Below are 24,712 nucleotides of genomic sequence, written 5' to 3'. Positions count from 1 at the left end.
GACCACCGCCGCGCCGTAGTACTCTCGCAACTCCCCCCACAACTTGTGCATCACACTTCCCATGACCCCCTCAGGTCTGCGCGGGGACGCCGGTGCGCGCAACGAGACGAATGGTGGACCTGTGGAGCTGACCGACTACGTCGCCGTCCTACGCCGACGGTGGCCGATCGTCCTGGTCGTCACCCTCCTGTGCCTCGCCGCCTCGCTCGCCGCCAGCCTGCTGGCCACACCGCGCTACACGACGAGCTCCGAGGTGTTCTTCGCCGTGCAGGGCGGCGACTCCGTCTCCGACCTCGCGCAGGGCTCGACGTTCGCCCAGCGGCAGATGACGTCCTTCGCCGAGGTGGCCACCTCGCCGCTCGTCCTCGAGCCCGTCATCGAGGAGCTCGGCCTGGACATGTCCGCCGGCGAGCTCGCCGGGATGGTCACCGTCAGCGTGCCCCAGGACACGGTCATCCTCGAGGTCTCGACGACCTCGACCAGCCCCGACGACGCCGCGCGCATCTCCAACGCGGTCGCGGGCCAGCTCGCCAGCACCTCCGCGGCCCTGTCCTCGCCCGACGGCGGGGAGACCGCGCCGGTCCAGGCCACCGTCATGACGCCCGCCCAGGTCCCGGGCTCGCCGTCGTCGCCCGACGTCGTGCGCAACGGCGCGCTCGGCCTCGTGCTCGGCCTGCTCCTCGGCATGGGCGCCGCCTTCGTCCGGCACCTCGCGGACACCCGCGTGCACACCGAGGAGGACATCGCGGCCCTCACCGAGGTGCCCGTCATCGCCGCCGTCGCGGTCAAGGACAACGCCGAGCGCGACCGGGTCTTCGTCCACGACGAGCCGCACGGGCCGTCGGCGGAGGCCGTCCGCCGGCTGCGCACCAACCTCCAGTTCGTCGACCTGGGCGACGGGCCGAGCTCGATCGTCGTCACCTCCTCCCTGCCGGGCGAGGGCAAGTCGACGACGGCGATCAACCTCGCCGCCTCGCTCGCGGACACGGGCGCCCGCGTGCTCCTCATCGACGCCGACCTGCGGCGTCCGTCGGTCGCCGAGTACCTCGGCCTCGAGGGCGGTGTCGGGCTGACGACCGTCCTCATCGGCCGCGCGTCGCTCGAGGACGTCGTGCAGCCGTGGCAGAGCTCGTCCCTCGACATCCTGCCGACCGGTCAGATCCCGCCGAACCCGAGCGAGCTGCTGGGCTCGCAGTCGATGCGTGCGCTCCTGGCCGAGGCCACGGAGTCCTACGACGCGGTGCTGCTCGACAGCCCGCCGATCCTGCCCGTCACCGATGCCACGGTGCTCAGCGGCATGACCGGCGGGACCCTGGTCGTGGCCGGCGCCGACCAGATCCACAAGGGCCAGCTCGCCGACTCGCTCGAGTCGCTCGAGGCGGTCGAGACCCACGTGCTCGGCATCGTCCTCAACCGGGTGGCGCGCTCCAACAGCCGGTACTCCTACGCGTACGGCGGTTACAAGCCGCTGACCGAGGACGACGCGCCCCGCCCCGAGCCGATCACGCGCGCGGGAGCCCCGCGCCGCGCCACGTCCGCCCCTCGCCGCAACCGGCGCACCCGCGCCGCCTCCTGACGGAGCGGACATGACTGCCACGCGCCCCGGCGGCGACACCGCCGAGCTGCAGGTCCTCACGGTCTGCACCGGCAACATCTGCCGCTCCCCCGCCGCCGAACGGCTGCTGCGCCAGCGGCTCGGGGCAGGCTCCGGCGTCGCGGTGAGGAGCGCCGGCGTGCAGGCGGTCGTCGGCGCCCCGATCGACGCTCCCGTGGTCGAGCTGCTCAGCGCCCGCGGCACCGACACCGGCGACTTCGCCGCGCGGGCCCTGACGGAGCGGATCGCGACGTCGAGCGACGTCGTGCTCACCGCCACACGCGAGCACCGCACCGCGGTCGTCGATGCCGCGCCTGCGCTCGTGCGCCGGTCGTTCACGCTGCGCGAGCTCGCCCGCCTCGCCCAGGACGTGGACGAGGACGACCTCGTGGGGCGCGCCGGCGAGGGTGCCTCGCCCGCCGCCCGGTTCAAGGCGCTCGTCGACCTCGCCTCCCGTCACCGCGTGCAGGTCGCCCGCGAGCTCGACGACGTGCCCGACCCCTACCGCGGCAGCCCCGAGCAGTACCGAGCGGCGATCGATGCCGTGGCCGAGGCGATCGACGCCATCGCCGACAAGGTCCTCGGCACAGCCTGACCTGGCCGCGGCCGTCCCACGAGTGAGCGGACTTCTGCCCGCTGAGTTGTCCCGTGCCCGCGTCCAGCGGACTCCCACCACTCCGGCAGGACGCGCACAGCGCCCCGCAAGGCCCCTCCCAGGTCGATGAGCGAGATTCTCTCGTACGGGGCTCGAACCGGGCCCCTCGCACCCGGCTCGCAAGGAGAACGACATGCACGTGAACGCGACACCGACCCGGAGCACCCCGCAGGCCGCGGGCACCGTCCCGATGCTCGACACCGCTGCGACCACGCTCGGACTCGACCCCGCCGACCTCGAGGCCCGCCTCGCGGGCGGCGCCACGCTGGGCGAGATCGCCCATGATGAGGGCGTCGCCGGCAGCGAGCTCGTCGACGCGCTGCTGGTCGACATCGAGACCCTGCTCGACGACGAGGTCGCCGACGGGACCCTCAGCCAGGACGAGGCCGAGGCTCGGGTCGACGAGATCGCCGACCACGTCGACGCCCTCGTGGCCGACGGCGCCACGGAGGATGCCGCGCCACCGGTCGGCCGACCCGGTGGTCGCTGACCCGGTGGTCGGTGGTCCGGTGGTCGCTGACCCGGTGGCCGGTGGCCCGGTGGCCGGTGGCCCGGTGGTCGGTGGTCCGGTCCCGGCGGGGCCGGTGCCGGCCGACCCGGCGGGGTCCCTACCGGACCTCTTCCTGGAGTCGCTCGGCGACGTCGGGGTTCTCGTCGAGGTACTCCGCCGCGCGGTCCTCGGCGATCGCCGCGTTGAGCTCGTCGAAGGCCGCCATGTCCAGCTCGACGATCGACTGCCGCCCGTCGGGGCTCCACCCCGTGCCGGCCACCGGCGCGGTGAGGAAGGTGACGTCGTCGGGCCTGACGTCGCGCATCGAGAGTCCGAGCGTGGTCATCTGGCTCACCGACAGGTGCTCGTCCACCGCCACGGTCCCGGCCACGACCTGGGCGAAGTCGTACAGCGCGGTCGGGCGGCGCAGGAGGTTCTCCCGGAATACGGCGGACATCATGGCCCGCATCCAGTTCTGCTGGCGCTGCACACGGCCGAGGTCGCCGCCGGGGATCGAACGGTCACGGGCGTACATGAGCGCCTCCTCGCCGTCGAGCAGGTGGGTGCCGGGCGGCAGGTCGACCGTGCGGCCGTCCCGGGTGGTGCCCTGCATGCCGTTCGGAAGGTGGATCTCGACGCCGCCGAGCTCGTCGGTGAGGGTCGCGAACGACTCGAAGTCGGTGACCGCGAAGTGGTCGATCGGGATGTTCGTCAGGTCCTCGACGGTCTGCACCATGAGCGAGGGCCCGCCGAAGGAGAACGCGGCGTTGACCTTGTTGTCGCCGTAACCAGGAATCGGCACCCACGAGTCGCGCGGGATCGACATGACGACGGCGGAGCGCCGGTCCCCGGACAGGTGGACGATCATGATCGCGTCGGTCCGCTGCGCGCCGGCCTGCCACTCGGACGCGTCGCCCGCCGAGATGCGCGAGTCGGAGCCGAGGACGAGGAAGTTGACCGGGGTGCCGTCGCCCTCCTCGGGCTCGGCGTGCGTCGGTCGGTCGGTCACGGACTCGAAGACGTCCGGGATGCGCTCCACCTGCGAGTCGATGCGGTGCTGGATGTACCGCAGCGCGCCGTACACGCCGCCCACGAGGATGAGCACGATGACGAGCGAGGCGATGAGGGCCTTCCGACCGCCACCACGGCGGCGCCCACGTCGGCCACGATCGGCGTCGTCGGCCCCGGAGAGCGCGATGACGTCGTCGTCGAGCGAGTCGTCCGACGAGACGTCGGACGGCTCGTCGGGGCTCCGACTGGTGGTCTCGTCCGGCGTCGAGCTGGTCACACCGTTCCCTCGTGGTCCCGGGGCGAGCGGTCCGCCCCTGCTGCCGCGTCCTGGCGCGCGAGGGCCAAGTCTAGGTCGGCGGGACGCCACTGCGGAGGATCCCGCACGGGCAGTGGTGCACGGAACGGTGAGCAGGACGGGCGATGCGCAGGGCGAGGGAAGCGGAGTGCCCGGCGGGAGTGAGGCGGGCGGTGCGTCGCGTCGTGTGCCGGGGCCGGAACTCGTTGCCGGTCCGCGGCGCCCCGCGTACCGTCGAGACGGAGGATCGGCCGGGCGGCGCCCCCAGGGCGGGCCCGGCACGACGACGAGGGAGCAGCATGAGGAACAAGGTCATCACCGTCGCGGCGGTTGCCGGGCTCGGTCTCGTCGGGGTCGGCGGCGTGGCTGTCGCGGCCACCATGGGCACGGACGACGGCGCGCAGGACACTCCGGCCGGGCCGGCGGTTGCCGGTAACGCCGGCGGTGCCGGGGACGAGGACTCCGACGACGGATCGGGCGACGGCCCAGGAGAGAGCGATGGGACGGCCCCGCCCGGCGGACTGCCCGCTCTGCCCGACGACCTCCTCGACCACCTCCCCGACGACCTGGCAGAGCAGCTGCCCGAGGACCTCGCCGAGCGGCTTCCTGAGGACCTGGCCGAGCAGCTCCCGGACGACCTTGCCGCGCAGCTGCCCGAGGACCTCGCGGACAGCGCCGACGTCGAGGCGCTCACCGACGCGATGCAGCCCATGATCGACGCCGCGCTCGAGGGCCTCGAACTCCTCGACCTCTCACCGTTCGAGCTGCTCGGCGAGCTCTCGAACGGGGCGACGATCGGCGAGCTCGCCACCGAGCAGGGCGTGGACCCCGAGGACCTCGTACAGCTGGGCCTGGAGCCCGTGGACGAGCAGCTGGACGCGGCTGTGGTCGACGGGAAGATCGACCGCGCCGAGGCCGACGCCACCCGCGCCGAGCTCGAGTCGATGCTTCGCACCGTGATCGAGGAGGGTCCCGAGGCCGCCGGCCTCCCCACCCCCACCGCATGACGACTGAGCGCGGTTCTGTCCGTCGCGCGTGACGAGTGAGGCCTGTTCTGCCGGTTGGGGAGCGGTTGCGCCGTGTCGCGGTGTCGCGCCGTTGCCCAGTCAATCGGGTAACCGTCGAGTCAGTGCCCCCGGGGGGACTGCCTCGATGGTGACCCCGCTGACTCACCGACCAGACCGAGCCGGGCCCCCGCCATCCCCGACGAGTGAGCGGAGTTCGGTCCAACCAGGTCGTACCCGGTCCGGCGTGAGCGCGGTTCTGCCCCACGAGTGAGGGCCGTTCTGCCCCACGAGTGAGCGCGGTTCGTTCCTACCGGACCACGCTCACCCGTCAGCGGTGGACGCTCCCGAGGGAGCCTTCGTGCTCGAGGAGCGCCGTCTTGGTCTCGCCGCCGAAGTAGTAGCCGCCGACCCTGCGGTCGGACGTGAGGATCCGGTGGCACGGCACGACGACCGGGACGAGGTTCCGCGCACACGCGCTGCCCGCGGCGCGGTACGCCGTCGCGCTGCCGGCCGTCTCGGCGATCTCGGCGTACGTAGCCACGCCGTGCACCTCGCGCATCGCCGCCCACGCGCGCTGGGTGAACGGTCCGCCCGGCTGGGACACCTCGAGGGCGTCGAGCGCGTCGATCTCACCGGCGGCGTACCGGGCGAAGGTCTCGACCACCCGGTCGGTCGCGGGCGTGCGTGGCGCCGGCTCACCCGTGCCCCCGACGACCTCGTCCGGCCCCAGGCCGAGCCTGCCGAGGATGTCGTCGGCGCCCCAGAACGAGGTGCCCCGCAGGACGCCGGTATCCGGCTCGACGACGACGGTGAGGTCTCCGGCCGGGCTCGGCACGGTGAGGACGTGCAGCTGTTCACTCATGGTCTCTCCATCTCGTCGGTCCACAGGTGCGTGGTGGCGTAGGCGCGCCACGGACGCCAGCTCTCGGCCCGCGCCGTGACGGCAGACGGGTCGGGCGTCGTGCCGAGCAGGCGCCCGAGCGCGCGGCGCAGCACGAGGTCGCCGGGCGGGAGCGCGTCGGTGTCGCCGAGGCCGCGCAGCTCGAGGAGGTCGACGGTCCACGGCCCGATGCCGGAGACGTCCAGCAGAGCGGCGCGCACGTCCTCGCGGTCCGTTCCTGGTCCGAGGTCGAGCCCACCCGCGACCAGCTCGGCTGCGCGGTGCACGGTGCGGGCACGGGCTGCGGGGATGCGCACGGCCTGGCGGATCGCTTCCGGGCCGGCCGCAGCGAGTGCCTCCGGAGTCGGAAACAGGAGAGCCGGGGACACATCGGTCGAAGCCGGCCCGGCCGGACGTGCATCAGCCGGGGACGCAACGGCCCCGGACGCGGCGGCCGGAGACGGTCCGGCCGCCCGGGCGTCGTCGGGGGCCACGGGAGAGCCGCCCGTCGTCTCTCCGAGGACGCTCGCACCCGTCAACACCGAGCCGCGCCATGGCGCCGCCTCGCCCAGCGCCCCGACGAGTCGTCCGGCAAAGGTGCGGGTCGCCGCGAGGGAGACCTGCTGGCCGAGGATCGCCACGATCAGCGTGCGGAACGCGTCGACGCTGCCCTGCACGCGCAGCCCCGGACGGGCGGCCACCAGCGGCGCGATCAGCGGGTCCGACCCCAGGTGGTCGGCCACGGCGACCGGCTCGGCATCGAGGTCCAGCCACCGGCGTACACGAGCGACGACGGCCGGCAGGTCCGCGAGGTCCGTCAGGTCGGCGCGCATCGCCACGTGCGCACGGTCGCCGTCCCACGGCTTCGGACCACCGCCGGAGAGGTCCGACAGCTCCACGCTGACGCGCGCCGGCCCGCCCGCCGCGTGCAGCGTCGCGGTCGCCTCGACGTCTGTCACGGTCTCCACACCGTCGACGGCGTGCTGGGCGATCGACGCGGCCAGGCGCGGCCCGTCGAACGGCGGCCGGACCCTCAGGCGGAGCGTGAGCGTGGCCGCGCCGTCGGCGACCCGTTCGCCCGAACCGTCCGCACCCCAGGACGCCCCCCTGGGCACGCCCCGCCCATGCGCCCCGGGAGATCGTGGCGCCCGGACCCGCACCTGGGTGGGCGAGGCGCCGAGCTCGGCGCGGACCACCTCGTTGAACTGACGCACAGAGGCGAAGCCGGCCGCGAACGCGACGTCGGTGACGGGCAGCTCGGTCTGCTCGAGCAGCGTGCGAGCCGTCTGGGCACGCCGCGTCCGCGCGAGGGCGAGCGCACCCGCACCGAGCTCGGCCGTCAGCATCCGGTGCAGGCGCCGCTCCTGGAGACCCAGACGCGCCGCCAGGCCCGGCACACCTACCTCGTCGACGACGCCGCCGGCGATCATCGCCAGTGCGCGTTCGACGAGCTCCGGCGACTCCCCCGGCGCGCGGCGCCCGGGCAGAGTGTCGGGCCGGCAACGGCGGCACGCGCGGAACCCGGCGGTCGCGGCCGACGCCGCCGTGCGGAAGAAGCGGCAGTTCTCCCGCCGTGGCATCCGCGCCGGGCAGGAGGGGCGGCAGTACACGCCCGTCGAGGTCACGCCCAGGTAGACGCGGCCGTCCCAGCGCGGGTCGCGCGCCGAGCACGCCGCGTAGGCGGCGGCGTCGTCGATCGCGGTGCTCACGCGGTCAAGCATGCACGACGACGACGCTCACCACCGGCGGTTTTCGGACAGGACGGTGGTTGCCCGTCGGCCTGCTCAGTGCGTGTTGTCGTAGAGGCGCACGAGCGAGCCGAGGAGCCCCTGCCAGGCGCGCTCGAGCTCGGCCGGGTCGCCCAGGTGCGTCGTGTGCCGGACGGTGACAGCGGTCCCGAAGCCGTCGGGCTCGAGCGTGATCGTCACATGGTCGAACTCCGGGTCGGCCGGCGGCGCCTCGCCCTCGCGCAGCCAGGTAAGGACCTGGCGCGCGGGCGGGTCGCTCTCGAGCAACCACCCGCTGACGGCGAGGTCCAGCGAACGCGACGCGATCCGGTACCGGCCGTCCACGCGTTCGGGCAGCTCGAAGGTGACGTCCCCGGCCTCGGCCCACCACCACGGACGCATCCCGACGTCGACCGTGAACGCGCGCCAGACCTCCGGCCGGGGGGCGTCGACGGTGACGGTGACCTCGATGTCGTGCGACATGTCGACCTCGCTTCTGTGCGGGAGGAGTCCTCACACCGTAGCGGTCGACCGGGCGGCACGCCCGGGTTCCGGGCAGCACCGCCGGGTACCCGGCAGCACCGCCGAGGTCCGGCCGGCGCTCGGGCCCGACGTCGTCCGCCGGGCTCAGGACTCCGCGTCGACGCGCTGCCCGGGCAGCGCGTCGACCTGGGCGCGCAGGGCCCGCAGCTCGGCGAGCACCTCGGCGAGCTGCGCCCGTTCCTCGTCGTCGGCCGGGTGCCGAGCCACGTCGTCGCCCCGCTGCCGTTCCTCGTCGTCGCCCGGGTGCTCCGCCTCGTCGTCGGCCACCTCGTCCGCGTCCTCCACCTGTCCGCGCCCGTGCCCGATCGACTGCATCGTGTCGACGATGACGGCGATGAACAGGTTGAGCATGGTGAACGCCGAGACGAGGATGAAGACGACGAAGAAGATCCACGCCCAGGGCTGCGTCTCCATGATCGGCCGCACGACCGCCCCGGCCCAGCTGTCGAGGGTCATGATCTGGAACAGCGTGAGCAGCGAGTCGCCGAGCTCGCCGAAGTACTCGGGGTGCCCGGTCCCGAACAGCGAGGTCGCCATCACGGCCGAGACGTAGAAGATGATCGCCAGCAGCACGGCGATCGAGCCGATGCCGGGCAGCGAGTGCATGAGCGCCTCGACGATGAACCGCAGCCGCGGCAGCACCGAGACCAGTCGGAGGACCCGCAGCACGCGCAGCGAGCGGAGCACCGCCAGCGGTCCCGACCCGGGCACGAGCGCGATCCCGACGACGAGCAGGTCGAAGACGTTCCAGCCGTCCTTGAAGAAGCGGCCGCCGAAGGCCACGAGCTTCGCCGCGATCTCGACCGTGAACACGAGCAGGCACAGCGAGTCGACTGCGAGGACCAGGCCGCCCGCGCGGTCCATGACCGTCGCGGACGTCTCGAGGCCGAGCGTGACCGCGTTGACGATGATGAGCACGACGACGATCCGCTGGACACCGGGCGACGTCACGAGCTCGCCGAGGCGGACGCGCCACCCGGCACGGTCGTGCTGCTCCAGGCGCTCGGGGACGTGCGTCGTCGTGGGCATGACTGGGCTCCGCTGGATGGCAGGACGAGGCACCGGACGGTGCGACGGTGCTGTGGCACCGGGCGGAGGCGTCCGCCGCCGGCCAGGAGCATCGTGCCAGGACAGCCCCCCGCACCCGGCGTCGGGGACGGGGAGTTGAGACGTGACCCGCCCCACCGCATGCATAGGAATGGAACTAGGCGCGCTCCCGTTGACGCCGGCGACCGCAGCACGACCCCGACATCGTTACGGAGAGCGCACATGAAGATCGGCATCATCATCGGTTCGGTTCGCGAGGGTCGCGCCGGCCAGGCCGTCGCCGAGTGGGTGTACAGCCACGCCCAGCAGCGCGACGGCGTCGACTACGAGATCGTCGACCTCAAGGCGTTCGACCTGCCGATCCTCACCGACCCGGTCGTCCCGGGCGCCGCCAACCGCGAGTACGGCACCGCCGAGGCCCGCGCGTGGAGCACCGAGATCGACGGCTACGACGGGTTCATCTTCGTCTCGCCCGAGTACAACCACGGCGTGCCCGGTGCGTTCAAGAACGCGTTCGACACGATCGCCCCGGAGTGGGCGCACAAGGCGGTCGGCCTCGTCTCCTACGGCGCCGACGGCGGCGTCCGCGCCGTCGAGCAGTGGCGCCAGATCGTCGCCAACGCGCAGATGGTGGCCGTGCGCGGCCAGGTCTCGCTCAGCCTGTTCACCGAGTTCGGGGAGAACGGGGTCCAGCCCGACGCCCGCCGCGACGGGGAGATCGACGCGCTGCTCGCCTCGGTCGAGCAGATGACCTCCGCGCTCGCCGCGATCCGCGGCGCGAACGTCGGAGCCTGACACCCCCTCACGCCCCCGCACGCCCGTTCGGCGCCGCCCTCCGGAAGCTTCCGGAGGGCGGCGCCGAGCCGTTTCCGCACCCGTGCGCCGGGCGCGGTCAGTCGCCGAGCAGCGCCTCCCGCGCGTCGGTCATCTGGCAGTAGTAGTCGGCGAGCTCGAGGCCGGCGGCGGCCTCCTCGTCGACGACGACGGTCACCTCGGGATGCAGCTGCAGCACCGAGCCCGGCCGGCGCGCACCGACCGGCCCCTCGACGACGGCGGTCACGGCGTCCGCCTTCGCGCTGCCGGTCGCCACGAGGACGACGTGACGGGCGTCGAGGATGGTCCCCAGACCCTGCGTGACCGCCCGCCTCGGCACCTCGTCGATCGACGCGAAGAACCGGGAGTTGGCGCGCCGGGTGTCGTCGGTGAGCAGCTCGACGCGGGTGCGCGAGGCCAGCGAGGTCGCCGGCTCGTTGAACCCGATGTGCCCGTTGACACCGACGCCGACGATCTGGACGTCGACTCCCCCGGACTCCGCGATCGTACGTTCGTACCGCACGCAGGCGGCGTCCAGGTCGGCAGCCTGCCCGTCGGGCACGTGGACGCGGGCCGGGTCCATCCCGAGCGGCTCGGTCACGGTGCGGCGGACGACCTCGCGGTAGGACTCCGGGTGACCGTCGGGCAGGCCCACGTACTCGTCGAGGGCGAAGGCGGACGCGCGGGACAGGTCGAGCTCACCGGCGCGGACGCGCTCGGCGAGGCCCGCGTACAGGCCGAGCGGGCTCGAGCCCGTGGCGACCCCGAGGACGGCCTCGGAGCCGGCGGCGCGCAGCAGTCGCGCGGTGACCTCGGCGGCGCGCTCGCCGACCTCGGCGGGCGTGGGAACGATGACGACGTCCACGGGCAGCTGCCTCTTCTCCCCGGGGCCGGGCCCCGGTCGCTCCGGATGCGGGCCGGCCTCCCCTCGCGGGCGGCTCCCGCGAGAGGACCAGTGTCCCCGACGACGACGGCGGACACCTCTGCCCGGTCAGCACTCCCCTGTTCGCGCCGAGCGCGCACCGGTCCTGACCGGCCACGATGCAGCCATGTCCTCCTCGCTCCCCCCGTACATCCAGACCGCCGCCACCGACGAGGCCCCCGCCCCCACGTCCGCCCCCGCCTCCGGCTCATCCTCTGGACGGCCGTGGCACAGGACGATCCCGGGGCCGACCTGGGTGACGGCGATCTTCGCGGTCCTCCCGCTCGTCGTCAGCTTCAACATCCAGAACATGCGCACCGTCAACGGCGAGGTGGTGGAGTTCTTCCGCTTCGACGTCTTCCAGGCGATCGCGGCCGCCGTCCTCGTGCTCGCGTTCGTCGCGGTCCTCCTGAGGCTGCGCAAGAGCTCCGCACCGGACCTTCGACCGCCCACGTGGGCCGTCGCGGTAGGGGCCGTGGGAGCCGTCCTCGCGGTGTACTTCGCACTGACCGCACACACCGGTCTGAACGGTCTCACGGCGGTGCTCGCCGCTAGGTGAGCCTTCCCTGCGTGTCTGGTCAGACAGCCTTCCAACGGCGGAATCATGCGGTTCCGGTGGCCCCCGCACCGCCGTGCCGACTACCATGGGAACCGTTCACCCCGCACCGCCGGACGCCCACGAAGCGACCCCCTGCGGGACTCTCTGACAAGCGGCGACACACGCTGCGGAAGGGTTGATCATGGCTGACTCCACGAACTCCGGCTACACCGTCCCGGGCCTCTCGCTCACCGAGGGGCGCTCCGTCGCGGACGAGCTGCAGCACCGGCTCCACGCGCTCAACGACCTGCACCTCACGCTCAAGCACACGCACTGGAACGTGGTGGGCCCGAACTTCATCGCGGTCCACGAGATGCTCGACCCCCAGGTCGAGCTCGTGCGCGGCTACGCGGACGAGCTCGCCGAGCGCATCGCCACCCTCGGCGCCGAGCCCATCGGCACCCCCGGCGCGCTCGTCAAGGACCGCACGTGGGACGACTACGCGGTGGGCCGCGCGAGCACGCAGGAGCACCTCACCGCGCTCGACCACGTCTACACGGGCGTCGTCGAGGACCACCGCAAGGCCATCAAGGCCGTCGGCGACGTCGACCCGATGACCGAGGACATCCTCATCGGCCAGACCGCGGAGCTCGAGAAGTTCCAGTGGTTCGTCCGCGCACACCTCGAGAACAACGCGGGCCAGGTCCAGGGGGCCTGACCGCACCAGGCGCACGGACGGGGCCCGGGCAGCAGCGCTGCCCGGGCCCCGTTCTCGTGCACGGCCGGCCGAACGAGCTCCGTGCCCGAGCTCCCGGCCCGATCCCCGCTCCCGCCCCTCCTGCCCGCGCCGCCTAGCGACCGGTCGACTCGTAGGTGTCGATGCCGCCGGGGTGGCCCGCCATGAACGCGTCGACCTCTGCCTTGCCGGCCGTCAGCCGCGGGTCGTGACGCAGGTAGTGCCGCGTCTCCCGGGCCACCAGGCCGGACAGGATGAGCAGCCCGACCAGGTTCGGGAGCGCCATGAGGCCGTTGGCGACGTCGGAGAAGTTCCACACCGCGGCGAGCGGCACCGTGCAGCCCACGTACACGACCAGCGAGAACACGACCCGGTACGGCATGACCAGCCTGCGGCCGAACAGCCGCTCCATGCACCGCTCGCCGTAGTAGGCCCAGCCGAGCACGGTGGAGAACGCGAACATCGCCAGCGCGATGGTGACGATGTAGTGCCCCCAGTCGCCCGGCAGCCCGTGGCTGAACGCCTCCCCGGTCATGGTGGCGGCCCCGTCCTCGCCGACGTCCCACACGCCGGTGGTGACGATGACCAGGCCCGTGCAGGTGACGACGATCATCGTGTCGATGAAGGTCTGCGTCATCGAGACGAGCCCCTGACGCACCGGGTGGGTGGTCTTCGCGGCCGCGGCGGCGATCGCGGCGGACCCCATGCCGGACTCGTTGGAGAAGATGCCCCGGGCCACGCCGAACTGGACGGCGAGCATGATCGTCGACCCGACGAATCCGCCGGTCGCGGCGGTCCCGGTGAAGGCGTCGCTGAGCACGAGGCCGAGAGCGGCAGGCAGGTCGCCGATGTTGACCGCGAGGATGAACAGGGCGCCGAGGACGTAGAAGGCGATCATGATCGGTACGAACCCGGCGGTCACCCGGCCGATCGACCTGATCCCACCGACGAGGACCACCAGCGCGAAGACCGTGAGCACGATGCCGGTGATCCACCGGTCCACGCCGAACGACCCCTCGATGTTTCCGGCGATCGAGTTGCCCTGCGTCATGTTGCCGATGCCGAACGCGGCGATGGCCGCCGCGATCGTGAAGAACAGGCCCAGGATCTTGCCCAGCGGGCCCCGGATCCCGCGCTCGAGGTAGTACTGCGGGCCCCCCGACTTCTCGCCGGCGGCGTCGGTGGTGCGGAACCGGACGCCGAGGAACGCCTCGGTGTACTTCGACGCCATGCCGAACAGCCCGGTCACCCACATCCAGAACAGTGCGCCGGGCCCACCGACGCCGATCGCCGTGGCGACGCCGACGATGTTGCCCGTGCCGACCGTCGCGGCGAGCGCCGTCGTCAGCGCCTGGAACTGCGAGAGGTCCCCGTCGTCGGCGCCAGCGTCCTTGCGACGCCCGATGCCGAGGCGGAGCGCCGCACCAAGGGTGCGGAACTGGATCCCGCGCAGGCGAACGGTGAGGATGACGCCCGTGAGCCCCAGGAGGGGGATGAGGAGCCACGGCCCCCACACGAACGCACTGATGTCACCGAGGACGACCTCGATCCGGTCCATGCCCTGCTCCCCCCGCCAGGTGCGGCGCCCTCATGGCGCCGCGGTGGGAGAACACTGCCACGCGCGCATGACAGGCGTGTGACGTGGGGCATGTCGGGGACGTGCCGGGGCCCGGGCGAAGCGGCCCGGAGCCCCGGATCACGGCCGGCCGTCGGCCGCGCGCCTCAGTACGTCTCGGCGGTCACAGATCCGAAGCTCGTGTGCAGGCGCACCGGGACGGTCGGCCCGTCGCCGGCCTGCTCGAGGAGGTTCCGCACGTCGCCGAGGTCCGAGCCGTGCGAGACCGAGTAGGGCCCGGGCGGCAGGGCGACGGTGACGTCGCCGAACGAGGCCTCGACGTCGACCGACGTCGGGACCTCGGGCGAGCGCAGCTCGACGTCGCCGAAGTCGGCGTAGACCTCGATCGCCCCGGCGACCGCCAGGTCGACGGCGGTGACCTCGCCGTAGTCGAGGCGCAGGTCGAGGTTCTCGGCGGACCCGGACGCCAGCACGCTCCCGAAGGACGACTCCACGCTCAGGTCGCCGAGCGCCACGTCCTCGGCCTGGACGCGCCCGAAGCCCGAGCTGACGACGACGTCGGTGCCCTCGGGGACCGCCACCGTCACCAGGGCGGTGTCGCTCGAGCGCCGCCCCATCCAGTCGAGGTCGAAGCTGGGACCGATCCTGGCCCAGCCGCCCCGCCCGTCGTCGACCTCGAGCGTGGCCGTGTCCCCGCTCTCGGTGAGGTCCGCGGACGTGGTGCCGCGCCCCCCGACGACGGACCACTCGATCTCGTCACCGGCCGTGGGCACGACCGTGACGTCGGCCCGGTCGGTGTCGACCTCGATGGTGGTCGCCGCCGTCGTGCCGTCGACGTCGAGGGGCCGGCCGTCCGGCCGGCCCTGGACGTAGCCCAGCGCCGGCGGGACGGCGGCGAGCCCGACGAGCAGCGCCGAGAGGCCGACGAGGATCGTTCGGCCAGGGTTGCCGGGGCCGGCGGAGGCCGTCGGGACGGGAGCCTCCCGGGCGGGTGTCTCGCGGGTGGTGTCGTCGGTGCTCATCAGGACTCCAGGTAGCGCAGGACCGCCAGGACGCGGCGGTTCTCGTCGGGGGTGTTGGGGATGTCGAGCTTGAGGAGGATCGCGGAGACGTGCTTCTCCACCGATCCGGGCGAGACCTTGAGGGCGGCGGCGATCGCACCGTTGGACCGGCCCTCGGCCATGAGAGCCAGCACCTGCTTCTCCCGGGGCGTGAGGTCGGACAGGGGCTGGCTCCTTCGGGTCCGGACGAGGATCTGGGAGACGACCTCGGGGTCGAGGACGGTGCCGCCGGCCGCGATGCGGTCGACGTCCTCGAGGAAGTCGCCGACGTCCGCCACCCGGTCCTTGAGCAGGTAGCCCAGGCCGTGCGGGTGCTGGGCGACGAGGTCGGCCGCGTAGGAGTGCTCGACGTACTGGCTGAGCAGCAGCACGGACACGTGCGGGTCCCGGCGCCGCAGCTCGAGGGCGGCGCGCACCCCCTCGTCGGTGAACGTGGGCGGCATCCGGACGTCGAGGAGGGCGAGCTCGACGCCGGGACGCACCGCGTCGAGCAGGCCGGTGGCGTCGGGCAGTGCGGCGACCACCTCGTGGCCGGCGGACGTGAGCAGCCGCTCCAGCCCGGCGCGCAGGAGGACGGAGTCCTCGCAGATCACGATCCGCACGGCAGCTCACCCACGATCGTCGTCGGGCCGCCGTGCGGGCTGGTCAGGGTGAGCGACCCGCCGACGGCGGCGAGCCGGTCCCGCATGCCGCGCAGCCCGGTGTGGCTCACCCCGGCCTCGAGCGTGGCCCCGCCACCGCCGTCGTCGGAGACGACGACCTGGAGGTGGTCGCCGTCGGGGCCGATCGGGCGGACGGTCACCCGGGCGGACGAGGCGTGGGAGTGCTTGGCGACGTTGCCCAGGGCCTCGGCGACGACGAAGTACACGGTGGCCTCCGCCTCCGGCCCGGGCCGCTCGCTCAGGTCGACGGCGAGGTCGACCGGCACCGTGGACCGTGCGGCGAGCGCCGAGAGGGCGGCGTCGAGCCCCCGGTCGGTGAGGACGGCCGGGTGGATGCCGCGCACCGTCTGCCGGAGCGAGGTGATGGCCTCCTTCGAGGAGGTGTGCGCCTCGTCGAGCAGGGCCTGGGCCTCGTCCGGGTTCGTGGCGAACGCCCGGCGCGCCATGTCGAGCGTCATCGCGACGTTGACGAGCTGGGGCTGGACGCCGTCGTGCAGGTCGCGCTCGATGCGGTAGCGCTGGTCCTCGGCGGCGGAGACCGCGCCGTGCCGGGCTCCCTCGAGGCGGTGGATCCGCTCGCTGTACTCGGCGCGGGTGACGGCACCGAGCAGCTCGGCGTCGATGGCGCGCGACAGGTGGGCGTAGAGCAGGCAGGTCAGGGCGCCGAGGACGACGAGCAGGAGGGTCACGAGGACCATCGCCCAGGTGTCGAGGACCCACGGGCCGAGCGGGACACCCGTGTACCCGCGGGCCAGCGCCGCGATCATGATGCCCACCCGCTGGGCGCACCACAGGACGAAGGTCAGCAGCACGATGCCGAGGATCGCGCCGGCGGCGATGCGGCCGATGCCGCGCCACATCTCGGGGTCCTTGAACCGGTCCCACTGGCGGGCGACGTAGCTGCCGAACCCCGGGGTGCGGGCGTGCGGCGGCGGGCTGCGCCAGCCCTGCGCGGTGGTGACGCCGTACAGGGAGCGCGCCTTCCACCGGTGGAGCTCGACGCCCCAGCGCATGACGTAGAGCGTGCCCACCAGGAGGAGCAGACCGACGCCGATGACGGCCAGGCCCGCTCCCGTGGCCAGGAGCGTGACGACCGTGACCGCCAGCGTGAGGCTGACGATCCCGGAGAACACGAGGTCGGCGAGACCGGAGGCGGCCAGGCCGGCCGCGCGACCGAGGGAGGCGCGGCCGAACGAGGCACGGCCGACGGCGGCGGCCGGTCCGGGGACGCCCGGTGCGGTGGAGGAGGTCGGGTTCATGACGGTCACGCTATTGCGCCCGGGGACGGGCCGGGCAGGGTGCTGGCGGACGACCCGACCGGGGGATATCCCCCGGGTGGTGGACATCGAGGGGGACCTGGGTCACGTCGCACCGCGCCGATCTCCACCGGACGGCGGACGACGCCGTCGCACCGGTTTGTCAGGATGGGACGCATGGCCAGGCGATCCATTGCTCGGGGCGCCCTGCGCCGTACCCGCCCGGTCCTCAGGGCCCTCGACAACGCCGGGGCCTCCGGGGCGCAGATCGCCACCTGGGTCGCCCTGGGCCCCTCGCTCCTGCCGCGCCAGTGGTGGATGACCGCGGTCAACGTCGGTCTCTCGCAGGCCTACGGGTACCTCGTGGGCGAGGGCACGGTCGCGGGGGTCCGCGGGGTGGGGCGGCTGGCGAAGCTCCGCTCGGACATGTCGCCGCGCACCGAGCGTCGGGTGAAGGCCGTGTGGCAGTCGGCCCTCGGTGTCGGGACGGCGACCGCGTTCCTGCGCTCCCTGCGCCGCCAGAACGAGATCGCCGAGCTCGCGGGCACCGAGCCCGTCACGGCGGCCGGGCACGCGGGTGGGCTCGTCGCCGGCACCGCGGGGTTCGGCGCCGTGCTCCTTGCCGCGCGCGCGACGACTGCGGGCGCGCGCGCCATCTCGCCGGTGGTGCGCCGGGTGGCCCCGAAGGTGCTCGTGCCCGTGCTATCGACCGGGATCGCGGCCACCGCCGTGGTCTACGCCTCGGACCGCCTCCTCGTCCGGCGGGCGCTGCGCCGCCTCGCCGTGCAGGCGAAGGACCAGAACGCGCGCCGTGCGCCGGGGCGGTCGCAGCCGGCCGAGCCCGCGCGCTCGGGCTCGCCCGCCTCCCTGGAGTCGTTCGACACGCTCGGCCGCCACGGGCAGGTGTTCGTCAGCGACGGTCCGCGGCGCGCCGACATCGAACGGGTCACCGGCACGCCCGCGCTCGAGCCGATCCGCGCGTACGCCGGGTTCCTCGAGGACCGCGAGATCGAGGAGACCGCCGAGGCCGCGTGCCGCGAGCTGGTGCGGGCAGGCGGGCTCGAGCGATCCGTCGTCGTCGTGCTCACCGGGACCGGCTCCGGGTGGGTGCAGGAGTGGAACGGCTCGTCGATCGAGTACCTCACCGGCGGGGACTGCGCCATCGTCTCGATGCAGTACTCCTACCTCCCGAGCGGGCTGGCGTGGGTCAGCGACCGTCACACCGCCCAGCGGGCCGGGATCGCCCTGTTCGAGGCCGTCGAGCGGGCGGTGCGGTCCCTTCCGCCCGAGAAGCAGCCGAAGCTCTACGTCGGGGGCGAGTCGCTCGGCACGGACGGCGGTCTCGCCGCGTTCTCCTCGGCCGCGGACATGCTCGAGCGCACCGACGGCGGCGTGTGGATCGGCACGCCGCGGTTCACCCGGATGTGGCGCGAGCTCGTCGCCTCCTCGCGGCGCGGCTCGCCGGAGGTCCTGCCGATCGTCGACCACGGCCGGCACGTGCGGTTCGTGTCCCGGCCGTCCGAGCTCATGCACGGCGCGTTCGGCGAGCCGTACGTCCCGTGGGAGTCGCCGCGGTTCGTCTTCCAGCAGCACTCCAACGACCCGGTCGTCTTCTGGTCCCCGGACCTGCTGTGGCGGGCCCCGCGGTGGGTCCGGGAGAAGGCCGGGCGTCAGGTGTCGAAGGCCGTCAACTGGTACCCGTGGGTGACGTTCTGGCAGATGGCCGTCGACATGCCGAGCTCGGTGACGCTGCGGGGCGGGACCGCCCACAGCTACCACTCCGAGCTGCTGCCGAGCTGGGCGGCCGTCCTCGGCGGCGAGCTCGACGTCGACTACACCGACCTGCAGGCGATCATCCGCGCGGGTCTCGTCCCGGGGCGGTAGCGGGAGCGGGAGCGGGAACGCAGGAACGATGCTGCGAGTCCTTGGGAAAGGACCACTCCCGATAGGTCGCGGGAACCGTCAGGCCCCGTCGTCGATGTGTCCCTCGTAGTCCGGCACCTCGTCCAGGATGCCGTGGTCGACCATGAGCGCCGCTGCTCGCTCGATCGATTCGCGGTCGAGCTCCTCTCGGTAGAGCGGCAGATTCATGTCCTGGACGACCTGCTCGTCGAACTCGCCCAGCTCGAGGAGCGCCGATCGGAACTCGTCAGGATTCTCCGTGACGTACTGGGCTGTCGCCAGTCGCGCCGCCTGGAATGCCTCCACGACCTCTGGATTCTCGCTCGCATACTCCTGGGTCGTCAGGGAGATGCCGATCTGCGTCTCAGGCTCCCAGCTCGCGAACGGATGCAGTACGGGTCGGTAGCCCTGGGAGATGGCGATCGTCGCGAACGGCTCGATCAGGGTCGCGGCGTCCACGTGCCCGTTTTCCACGCCGGCGACCATCTCGGGGAACGGGATCTCGACGAACTCCAGCGCCTCCGTGTCGAGCCTCAGGTTGTCGAGCGCCCCCACCACACCGAGTGCAGTGATGTTGTCGAGCTCGTTCGTGGCGAGCGAAGCTCCTTCGAGATCTTCTGGCTCCTGGATCGGAGAGTCGTCCCGCACGACCACGACGGAGAAGTCGTCCTCGGGTTCCTCGCTGGCCGCGGTTCCAGGGCCGACGACGACGAGGGGCATGTCCTGCGCGAGAAACGTATTGATAGAGACGACGTCTCCGCCGGTGAACTGGACCTCACCCGCCATCGCTGCGGTCACCTGCTGTGAGCCGCCGGCAATGCTGGTCACCGTGGCGTCGAGGCCCGCATCCTCGAAGAAACCCTGCTCGATGCCGAACTCGACGATATGGGTAGGCATCCCGGGCGTCTCAGCGATCGCCACAGGTACCAACCCCTCCTCGGTCGACGCCTCGGCCCCCTCCCCATCCTCACTTCCGCATGCTGCCAACGTGAGCGACGCCCCCATGGCAACGACCAACCATCCACCTGCTCCACGACGCATCATCGCGTCCTCCTCGTCCGCTTGTGTCGTCTCAACGACGCATTGTGCGCATAGTGCACTATGTGTGCACTTCGCGCGCGGCTTGAGTCAAACACCATCGCGACCACCCGGTCAAGGATCGGCGGCATCGTTCGGGCGACCCATCACGAACCGAGGCGACACGGGCACTATCGGCTCAACCGGCGCTCATGCGCCCCAAACTCGGCAGTCCACGCACCGCCGGACCCACCCCTCGAAAGGGCGTCAGCGCGAACTAAGAACCACGCTGATCCTGTCTGCGGCCCGCTTGACGCCGCGAGCAAGCTCGGAGTCCGGTCGGAGCTGGTCCTCGATGTCCACACCATTGACGTTGATCGCACCGACCGGAGCCCCGCTCGGGCCACGCACCGCACACGCCACGGCATGCACGTCGTTGTGAAGCAGATGAGGGACACACGCGAGACCGCCATCGGCACGCGCCTCGTCGATGAGCTCCTCGAGCTCGGTCGCACGCGGGGCGCCGACCCGCCGTCGAACCTCGTCGTCCGACATCGTCGCCAGGAGCGCCAGCCCGGTCGCGCTTCGATCCAGCGGCAGGAGCGCGCCGATCTCAAGAACGGTCGACAGCGGCGCCGTGTCGCTCCAGTATCGATCGACGATGGCTGCGGCGTCGTCGAGGAGCAACGAGACCACGACCGACCACGGCCGGTGCTGCACCTGCGAGCGGAACAGGTCAAGTGCATAGGCCGGAGCGACGGTCGTAAACGGCAGGGAGTCGAGGTAGATGCGACCGAGCCGGAACGTCCCCACACCCAGGCGCCATCCGTTCTCACCCTGCTCGGCAAGATCACGTCCCGCAAGCGACTTGAGGAGGCGGTGCGTGGTCGTGCGATCAAGGTCGGCTCGCGCCGCCACATCCTTGACGGGGAGCGGACCGCTGCTAGCCGAGAGCACGTCCAGAACCAGCATCGCGCGGTCCACGGCCTGAACGGTGGACCGCCGGTCGACCAGTCCGTCGACCGAGCCACCCACCGCACGTGCCGCTGAAGTTCTTGACGTCGCCACGGTCGCCGACCCTACTATGGGCACAGTGCGCGCAGTTCGTGCATTATGCGCACATCAGCTCGAAGATGAGGACACGATGCACCCACTGGCGGGAACGGACCAGGCAGCCCCAGCGGCGGAGGCGGCCGACGATGTCCGTATTGATCGGCCGGTCGAACCGATCGCGGCCAGCGACGACGAACTCCGCGACGCCGTCCGCGACGCGGAGCTGCTCCCACTAATGGCAGCGCTGGCCCAGGCAACCGGTCGCCTCGACCTCGTCTCGCCCCACCTTCGGCCCTCCGGAGACACGGCCGGGGCGATACCGCCTGCGCAGGGGGGCCTCTCGGACTCGGAGCAGCGCACGTTGCGCGGTCTGGCGCTCGACGCGCTGCGGCAGCTTCGCGACGGCCCGTGCTCCGCGCTCGACATGCGCGATGCCGGTACGGCGCAGCACCTCTTCGACTTTCTCACGGGCCCGGCTGACGACGACTACACGGATCTGCTGGCCCACGAGTTCGCGTATCCCGGTGACGCCGGCGCACCGACGTGGACGGTGTCCGACTTCGGCGAGCGCCGCCTCTCCGCCCTCGTGATCGGAGCCGGACTCTCCGGACTCTCCTGCGCCCACAGGTTGCACCAGGCCGGAGTCGACGTCACCGTCGTCGAGAAGAACTCGGACGTCGGTGGGAGCTGGCACGAGAACACCTACCCCGGTTGCCGGCTGGACACCACCAACTTCGGGTACAGCTTTACGTTCGCACAGACCCAGCTCTGGCCCACGCAGTACTCGACGCAGCCCGCTATCTACTCGTACTTCCGAAACGTGGCGGATCGTCGTGGGCTTCGCGAGCTCATCACGTTCGACACGACCGTTAGCTCCCTTGACTTCGACGACTCGACCAAGAAATGGACGGCCCGCCTGGTCGACTCGGCGGGCCGGACGAGCACGCTCACGACCGACCTGGTCGTCAGTGCCACCGGCCAGCTCAACCAGCCGAACATCCCCGACATCCCCGGGTCGGACAACTTCTCGGGCCCGCGCTGGCACACGGCCCGCTGGCGGCACGACGTCGATGTCGGTCGCCGTCGCGTCGGCGTGATCGGCACCGGTGCCAGCGCGTTCCAGGCGATCCCCGAGCTCGCGTCGAGCAGCCCCGCCGTCATTGTCTTCCAGCGCACACCGCCCTGGTTGTTGCCGGCACCCGACTACCGTCAGCGCATCGCACCGGGCATGACCTGGTTGCTGCGTCACGTTCCGCACTACTACCGGTGGTATCGGCTGTTCCAGTTCTGGACGACGGTCGAAGGACGCCGCCCGTACGTCGAGGTCGACCCGACCTGGACGGGCACCGATTCGGTCTCCGCGAAGAACAACGAGCTCCGCGAGGTGCTTACGGGCTACCTGGAAAACCAGTTCGGTGCACGGCCCGACCTGCTGCCTGCCGTGACTCCGTCGTACCCGCCCGGGGCCAAGCGCATGCTGCGGGACGACGGCGCCTGGGCCGAGACGCTCTCGAAGTCGCACGTCGAGCTGGTCACAGCCCCGATCGAACGGCTTGAACCCGACGGCGTACGCACGTCCGACGGTGTGCTGCACGAGGTCGACGTACTTGTCTACGGCACCGGGTTCAAGGCGTCCGAGTTTCTCGGTTCGCTCACCGTCACCGGACGTGACGGCCGCGACCTGCACGCGTACTGGGACGGCGACGCCCGCGCCTTTCACGGCATCACTGTGCCGGGCTTTCCAAACCTCTTCTGCCTCTACGGCCCGAACACGAACCTCGTGGTCAACGGCTCGATCCTCCTGTTCTCGGAGCTCGCGGTGAACGTCGTGCTGGAGGCGGCCCGTGCCCTGCTCGAGGGGGATCACCGCACGGTCGAAGTAAGAGAGGGCCCGTACCTCCGACACAACGAGGAGCTCGACCGGGCGAACGCGCTCATGGCATGGGGGGCATCCGAGGTGTCCAGCTGGTACAAGAACGCACGAGGACGAGTCACCCAGAACTGGCCCTACCGCACGCTCGACTACTGGCGTGCGACGCGCGTGGTCGATGCGGAGCACTATGAGTTCGACTGATCACGGCTCGGGGACCGACATCCCCGAGTTGCCGCTCGACCCTCTGCTGGACAAAGCGCTACGTGTCTCGCGCGCAGCGGGCCGGCGCTCGGTCGCCGTTCTGACGACGGACCAGGCGCGGGCGCAGATGCCTCTGCCGCCGGACGCGCCGGAGGATCCCCGCCTGCTCGTCGAGGACTCGGTGCTCGCGCTCGAGAGCTGCGGCCTGCCGCTCCGCCGATACACATTGACCGGTCGTTCCCTCGGCACCGTCATCTACCTGCACGGCGGAGGCTGGGTCCTCGGGTCAATCGCCCACGCGGACCCGACGTGCCGCCGTCTCGCGCTCGACTCATCGTGCGACGTGCTGTCCGTCGAGTACCCACTCGCCCCCGAGTCGCCCTTCCCTGCTGCGCTCACGGCCACCACAGAGCTGTTGATCGATCAGATCCAACGGTCGGATTGCCCCGTCGTCGTCATGGGCGAGAGCGCGGGTGCGAACCTTGTGCTCGGCGCGCTGCAGTCGATGGGCGCGACCGAGCGGAGCTCCTTCGCCGGCGCGGTGCTCGTCACCCCGCTCGTCGACCTCGGGCGACGGCGTCCCTCGCATGCGCGGCACGACGACCCCCTGCTGCTGCTCTCGACGCCTGATCTCGCCTGGTACGTCGAGCGCTACCTACCGGCCGATGCTGACCGTGCGGACCCCCGGGTCTCGCCGCTCCGCGGGGACCTGCGCCACCTACCACGCACCTGCGTGGTGATCGCCGGCCATGATCCTCTACGGGACGAGGCGTCCGAGCTCGCCGAACTGCTGCGTGCCCACGACGACGAGACACGGGTCATCACGGCGCCGACGCTGGGGCACGCCTTCTTGTCGATGCATGCCGTGGTCGAGGCGGCGGCGAAGGTGCTCGACCAGATCACAACCACCACGCGAGTATTCCTCGAATCAGCATCGCCCGCCCGGCAGTAGGCGCTGCCGAGCCGGGCGATCGGAGGTCAAGTCCCGTGTCGTGGTGGCCCTTGGGTCAAGAGATCATGAGTTGTCGGCGGCAAAGACGCGCTACGGACGAGCCGGACCGAGCAGCTCGGCCTGAATGTCGAGCGCCGCTCGGTGCATACGGCTGACGATGTACGGCAGCCGGACAGCCGGCATCCGCTCCGCCGGTCCGGCCACGGCGATCGCCGCGGCCGGCGCTGCCTCGGCGTCCCGAACGATCACGGCTACGGCAGTGAGCCCCTCCGCGGATTCCGCGATATTCGTCGCGTGGCCGCGTCGGGCGACGTCACGCAGGTGGGTCCCGATCTCCTCCTCCGTCCGCAGTGTCGCGTCCGTGAGTACCTGGACGCCACGTGGGTAGAGGTGCCGCAGCGATTCGGCAGGCAGCGCTGCCAGCATCACCTTGCCGACTGCTGTCGCATGGGCCGGCAGAACCATTCCGGTGCGGAGCGGCGTGCTGTCGTCGCGACTCCCCTGGTACCCCACGACGAAACGCACGCTGTTCCCCTGGAGCAGCGCGAGGTGCGAAGTCTCCTCCGTCTCGTCCCGGAGGGCGCGGACAACCGGGGCCGCCGCTGCGATCATGCGCTCGTGCGTGACCTTCGGGACCACCGGCCGGTCGAGGATGACCATCGGCACGTACGGGCCTCCTGCGGTGCGCTGCCGCACGAAACCATGACGGACCAGCGCCGCCAGCAGACGGTGGGCGGTTGATCGGGCGACACCGAGAAAGGTGGCTGCCTCGTGCACCCGGATCTCCCCGCGGCGGACGAGCTCATCGAGCAGCTTGAGTGCGTTGTCGACCGAGGTCCGCCGCTCGTCCGCCTGGTCGCTCATCGGAGCATCATCCGCCACGTATCGCCCCTTCCCACGG

At 71.9% G+C, this 24,712-nt stretch carries 23 protein-coding genes; 10 read left to right on the top strand and 13 right to left on the bottom strand.

Annotated features, from left to right (window positions below; translation table 11 throughout):
• Window positions 1-61 precede the first annotated feature (61 nt).
• From ACZLKG_RS01955 to ACZLKG_RS01945, 3 genes are all read left to right on the top strand, one after another.
• Window positions 62-1,576, top strand: coding sequence for a tyrosine-protein kinase domain-containing protein (locus ACZLKG_RS01955; protein ID WP_463647746.1), 1,515 nt, complete (start codon window positions 62-64; stop codon window positions 1,574-1,576).
• 10 nt (window positions 1,577-1,586) lie between these two features.
• Window positions 1,587-2,189 carry an arsenate reductase/protein-tyrosine-phosphatase family protein gene (locus tag ACZLKG_RS01950; protein WP_463647745.1) on the top strand — a complete coding sequence of 201 codons (603 nt, stop codon included), beginning with the start codon at window positions 1,587-1,589 and terminating at the stop codon, window positions 2,187-2,189.
• 193 nt (window positions 2,190-2,382) lie between these two features.
• Window positions 2,383-2,739: a hypothetical protein gene (locus ACZLKG_RS01945; protein WP_463647744.1), complete on the top strand. Its 357-nt coding sequence runs from the start codon at window positions 2,383-2,385 to the stop codon at window positions 2,737-2,739.
• A gap of 118 nt (window positions 2,740-2,857) precedes the next feature.
• Here the strand turns inward: ACZLKG_RS01945 and ACZLKG_RS01940 are convergent, their stop codons facing one another.
• Window positions 2,858-4,027, bottom strand: coding sequence for an LCP family protein (locus ACZLKG_RS01940; RefSeq protein ID WP_463647743.1), 1,170 nt, complete (start codon window positions 4,025-4,027; stop codon window positions 2,858-2,860).
• 317 nt (window positions 4,028-4,344) lie between these two features.
• On the opposite strand from ACZLKG_RS01940, the gene ACZLKG_RS01935 reads away from it, so the two are divergent.
• A complete protein-coding gene (locus tag ACZLKG_RS01935) occupies window positions 4,345-5,052 on the top strand; it encodes a hypothetical protein (protein ID WP_463647742.1) in 708 nt (235 codons plus the stop codon).
• Window positions 5,053-5,380: 328 nt separating this feature from the next.
• On the opposite strand, the gene ACZLKG_RS01930 is transcribed toward ACZLKG_RS01935, so the two are convergent.
• The 4 genes from ACZLKG_RS01930 to ACZLKG_RS01915 form a co-directional block, all read right to left on the bottom strand.
• On the bottom strand, window positions 5,381-5,914 hold the full coding sequence (locus tag ACZLKG_RS01930) for a methylated-DNA--[protein]-cysteine S-methyltransferase (protein WP_463647741.1): 534 nt from the start codon (window positions 5,912-5,914) through the stop codon (window positions 5,381-5,383).
• Window positions 5,911-7,641, bottom strand: coding sequence for a DNA-3-methyladenine glycosylase 2 family protein (locus tag ACZLKG_RS01925; protein WP_463647740.1), 1,731 nt, complete (start codon window positions 7,639-7,641; stop codon window positions 5,911-5,913). The genes ACZLKG_RS01930 and ACZLKG_RS01925 overlap by 4 nt, the downstream gene beginning before the upstream one ends.
• Window positions 7,642-7,716: 75 nt before the next feature.
• A complete protein-coding gene (locus ACZLKG_RS01920; protein WP_463647739.1) occupies window positions 7,717-8,142 on the bottom strand; it encodes an SRPBCC family protein in 426 nt (141 codons plus the stop codon).
• 144 nt (window positions 8,143-8,286) lie between these two features.
• Window positions 8,287-9,231 (bottom strand): ion transporter, encoded by a 945-nt coding sequence (locus ACZLKG_RS01915; RefSeq protein WP_463647738.1) that lies wholly within the window; start codon window positions 9,229-9,231, stop codon window positions 8,287-8,289.
• A 240-nt stretch (window positions 9,232-9,471) separates the two neighbouring features.
• On the opposite strand from ACZLKG_RS01915, the gene ACZLKG_RS01910 reads away from it, so the two are divergent.
• Window positions 9,472-10,044, top strand: a complete 573-nt coding sequence (locus tag ACZLKG_RS01910; RefSeq protein ID WP_463647737.1) for an NADPH-dependent FMN reductase — start codon at window positions 9,472-9,474, stop codon at window positions 10,042-10,044.
• A gap of 97 nt (window positions 10,045-10,141) precedes the next feature.
• Here ACZLKG_RS01910 and nagB read toward each other — a convergent pair whose 3' ends face one another.
• Window positions 10,142-10,927, bottom strand: coding sequence for a glucosamine-6-phosphate deaminase (nagB, locus tag ACZLKG_RS01905; RefSeq protein WP_463647736.1), 786 nt, complete (start codon window positions 10,925-10,927; stop codon window positions 10,142-10,144).
• 184 nt (window positions 10,928-11,111) lie between these two features.
• Between nagB and ACZLKG_RS01900 the strand changes: the two genes are divergently transcribed.
• Together ACZLKG_RS01900 and ACZLKG_RS01895 are read left to right on the top strand one after the other, a co-directional pair.
• A complete protein-coding gene (locus tag ACZLKG_RS01900; protein ID WP_463647735.1) occupies window positions 11,112-11,543 on the top strand; it encodes a hypothetical protein in 432 nt (143 codons plus the stop codon).
• Window positions 11,544-11,724: 181 nt separating this feature from the next.
• Entirely contained in the window at window positions 11,725-12,240 is a 516-nt protein-coding gene (locus tag ACZLKG_RS01895; protein ID WP_463647734.1) for a Dps family protein, read from the top strand.
• Between the two features lie 133 nt (window positions 12,241-12,373).
• Here ACZLKG_RS01895 and ACZLKG_RS01890 read toward each other — a convergent pair whose 3' ends face one another.
• The 4 genes from ACZLKG_RS01890 to ACZLKG_RS01875 form a co-directional block, all read right to left on the bottom strand.
• On the bottom strand, window positions 12,374-13,816 hold the full coding sequence (locus ACZLKG_RS01890) for an alanine/glycine:cation symporter family protein (RefSeq protein WP_425707509.1): 1,443 nt from the start codon (window positions 13,814-13,816) through the stop codon (window positions 12,374-12,376).
• A 164-nt stretch (window positions 13,817-13,980) separates the two neighbouring features.
• Window positions 13,981-14,856, bottom strand: coding sequence for a DUF4097 family beta strand repeat-containing protein (locus ACZLKG_RS01885; protein WP_463647733.1), 876 nt, complete (start codon window positions 14,854-14,856; stop codon window positions 13,981-13,983).
• Window positions 14,856-15,497 (bottom strand): response regulator transcription factor, encoded by a 642-nt coding sequence (locus ACZLKG_RS01880; protein ID WP_463647732.1) that lies wholly within the window; start codon window positions 15,495-15,497, stop codon window positions 14,856-14,858. The genes ACZLKG_RS01885 and ACZLKG_RS01880 overlap by 1 nt, the downstream gene beginning before the upstream one ends.
• Window positions 15,485-16,816 carry a sensor histidine kinase gene (locus ACZLKG_RS01875; protein ID WP_463647731.1) on the bottom strand — a complete coding sequence of 444 codons (1,332 nt, stop codon included), beginning with the start codon at window positions 16,814-16,816 and terminating at the stop codon, window positions 15,485-15,487. The genes ACZLKG_RS01880 and ACZLKG_RS01875 overlap by 13 nt, the downstream gene beginning before the upstream one ends.
• A 174-nt stretch (window positions 16,817-16,990) precedes the next feature.
• On the opposite strand from ACZLKG_RS01875, the gene ACZLKG_RS01870 reads away from it, so the two are divergent.
• A complete protein-coding gene (locus ACZLKG_RS01870) occupies window positions 16,991-18,697 on the top strand; it encodes an alpha/beta-hydrolase family protein (protein ID WP_463647730.1) in 1,707 nt (568 codons plus the stop codon).
• 78 nt (window positions 18,698-18,775) lie between these two features.
• Here the strand turns inward: ACZLKG_RS01870 and ACZLKG_RS01865 are convergent, their stop codons facing one another.
• Together ACZLKG_RS01865 and ACZLKG_RS01860 are read right to left on the bottom strand one after the other, a co-directional pair.
• Window positions 18,776-19,732 (bottom strand): ABC transporter substrate-binding protein, encoded by a 957-nt coding sequence (locus ACZLKG_RS01865; protein WP_425707504.1) that lies wholly within the window; start codon window positions 19,730-19,732, stop codon window positions 18,776-18,778.
• A gap of 267 nt (window positions 19,733-19,999) precedes the next feature.
• On the bottom strand, window positions 20,000-20,716 hold the full coding sequence (locus ACZLKG_RS01860; RefSeq protein WP_425707503.1) for an IclR family transcriptional regulator: 717 nt from the start codon (window positions 20,714-20,716) through the stop codon (window positions 20,000-20,002).
• A gap of 430 nt (window positions 20,717-21,146) precedes the next feature.
• On the opposite strand from ACZLKG_RS01860, the gene ACZLKG_RS01855 reads away from it, so the two are divergent.
• Together ACZLKG_RS01855 and ACZLKG_RS01850 are read left to right on the top strand one after the other, a co-directional pair.
• Window positions 21,147-22,859: a flavin-containing monooxygenase gene (locus tag ACZLKG_RS01855; RefSeq protein ID WP_425707502.1), complete on the top strand. Its 1,713-nt coding sequence runs from the start codon at window positions 21,147-21,149 to the stop codon at window positions 22,857-22,859.
• The gene (locus ACZLKG_RS01850) at window positions 22,846-23,811 is read left to right on the top strand and encodes an alpha/beta hydrolase (protein WP_463647729.1); all 966 of its coding nucleotides are present in this window, start codon (window positions 22,846-22,848) and stop codon (window positions 23,809-23,811) included. The genes ACZLKG_RS01855 and ACZLKG_RS01850 overlap by 14 nt, the downstream gene beginning before the upstream one ends.
• A 90-nt stretch (window positions 23,812-23,901) precedes the next feature.
• Here the strand turns inward: ACZLKG_RS01850 and ACZLKG_RS01845 are convergent, their stop codons facing one another.
• On the bottom strand, window positions 23,902-24,675 hold the full coding sequence (locus tag ACZLKG_RS01845; protein ID WP_425707500.1) for an IclR family transcriptional regulator: 774 nt from the start codon (window positions 24,673-24,675) through the stop codon (window positions 23,902-23,904).
• Window positions 24,676-24,712: the final 37 nt, after the last annotated feature.

It is taken from the genome of Georgenia sp. Z2081 (genome assembly GCF_055326445.1).
This window is presented reverse-complemented; position numbering and strand designations above follow the sequence as displayed.

Coding starts and splice junctions, on each gene's coding strand:
- ACZLKG_RS01885 (WP_463647733.1), bottom strand. CDS start 14,856: ATGAGCACCGACGACACCACCCGCGAGACACCCGCCCGGGAGGCTCCC.
- ACZLKG_RS01910 (WP_463647737.1), top strand. CDS start 9,472: ATGAAGATCGGCATCATCATCGGTTCGGTTCGCGAGGGTCGCGCCGGC.
- ACZLKG_RS01890 (WP_425707509.1), bottom strand. CDS start 13,816: ATGGACCGGATCGAGGTCGTCCTCGGTGACATCAGTGCGTTCGTGTGG.
- ACZLKG_RS01920 (WP_463647739.1), bottom strand. CDS start 8,142: ATGTCGCACGACATCGAGGTCACCGTCACCGTCGACGCCCCCCGGCCG.
- ACZLKG_RS01900 (WP_463647735.1), top strand. CDS start 11,112: ATGTCCTCCTCGCTCCCCCCGTACATCCAGACCGCCGCCACCGACGAG.
- ACZLKG_RS01955 (WP_463647746.1), top strand. CDS start 62: ATGACCCCCTCAGGTCTGCGCGGGGACGCCGGTGCGCGCAACGAGACG.
- ACZLKG_RS01930 (WP_463647741.1), bottom strand. CDS start 5,914: ATGAGTGAACAGCTGCACGTCCTCACCGTGCCGAGCCCGGCCGGAGAC.
- ACZLKG_RS01895 (WP_463647734.1), top strand. CDS start 11,725: ATGGCTGACTCCACGAACTCCGGCTACACCGTCCCGGGCCTCTCGCTC.
- ACZLKG_RS01915 (WP_463647738.1), bottom strand. CDS start 9,231: ATGCCCACGACGACGCACGTCCCCGAGCGCCTGGAGCAGCACGACCGT.
- ACZLKG_RS01950 (WP_463647745.1), top strand. CDS start 1,587: ATGACTGCCACGCGCCCCGGCGGCGACACCGCCGAGCTGCAGGTCCTC.
- ACZLKG_RS01945 (WP_463647744.1), top strand. CDS start 2,383: ATGCACGTGAACGCGACACCGACCCGGAGCACCCCGCAGGCCGCGGGC.
- ACZLKG_RS01875 (WP_463647731.1), bottom strand. CDS start 16,816: ATGAACCCGACCTCCTCCACCGCACCGGGCGTCCCCGGACCGGCCGCC.
- ACZLKG_RS01935 (WP_463647742.1), top strand. CDS start 4,345: ATGAGGAACAAGGTCATCACCGTCGCGGCGGTTGCCGGGCTCGGTCTC.
- ACZLKG_RS01845 (WP_425707500.1), bottom strand. CDS start 24,675: ATGAGCGACCAGGCGGACGAGCGGCGGACCTCGGTCGACAACGCACTC.
- ACZLKG_RS01870 (WP_463647730.1), top strand. CDS start 16,991: ATGGCCAGGCGATCCATTGCTCGGGGCGCCCTGCGCCGTACCCGCCCG.
- ACZLKG_RS01850 (WP_463647729.1), top strand. CDS start 22,846: ATGAGTTCGACTGATCACGGCTCGGGGACCGACATCCCCGAGTTGCCG.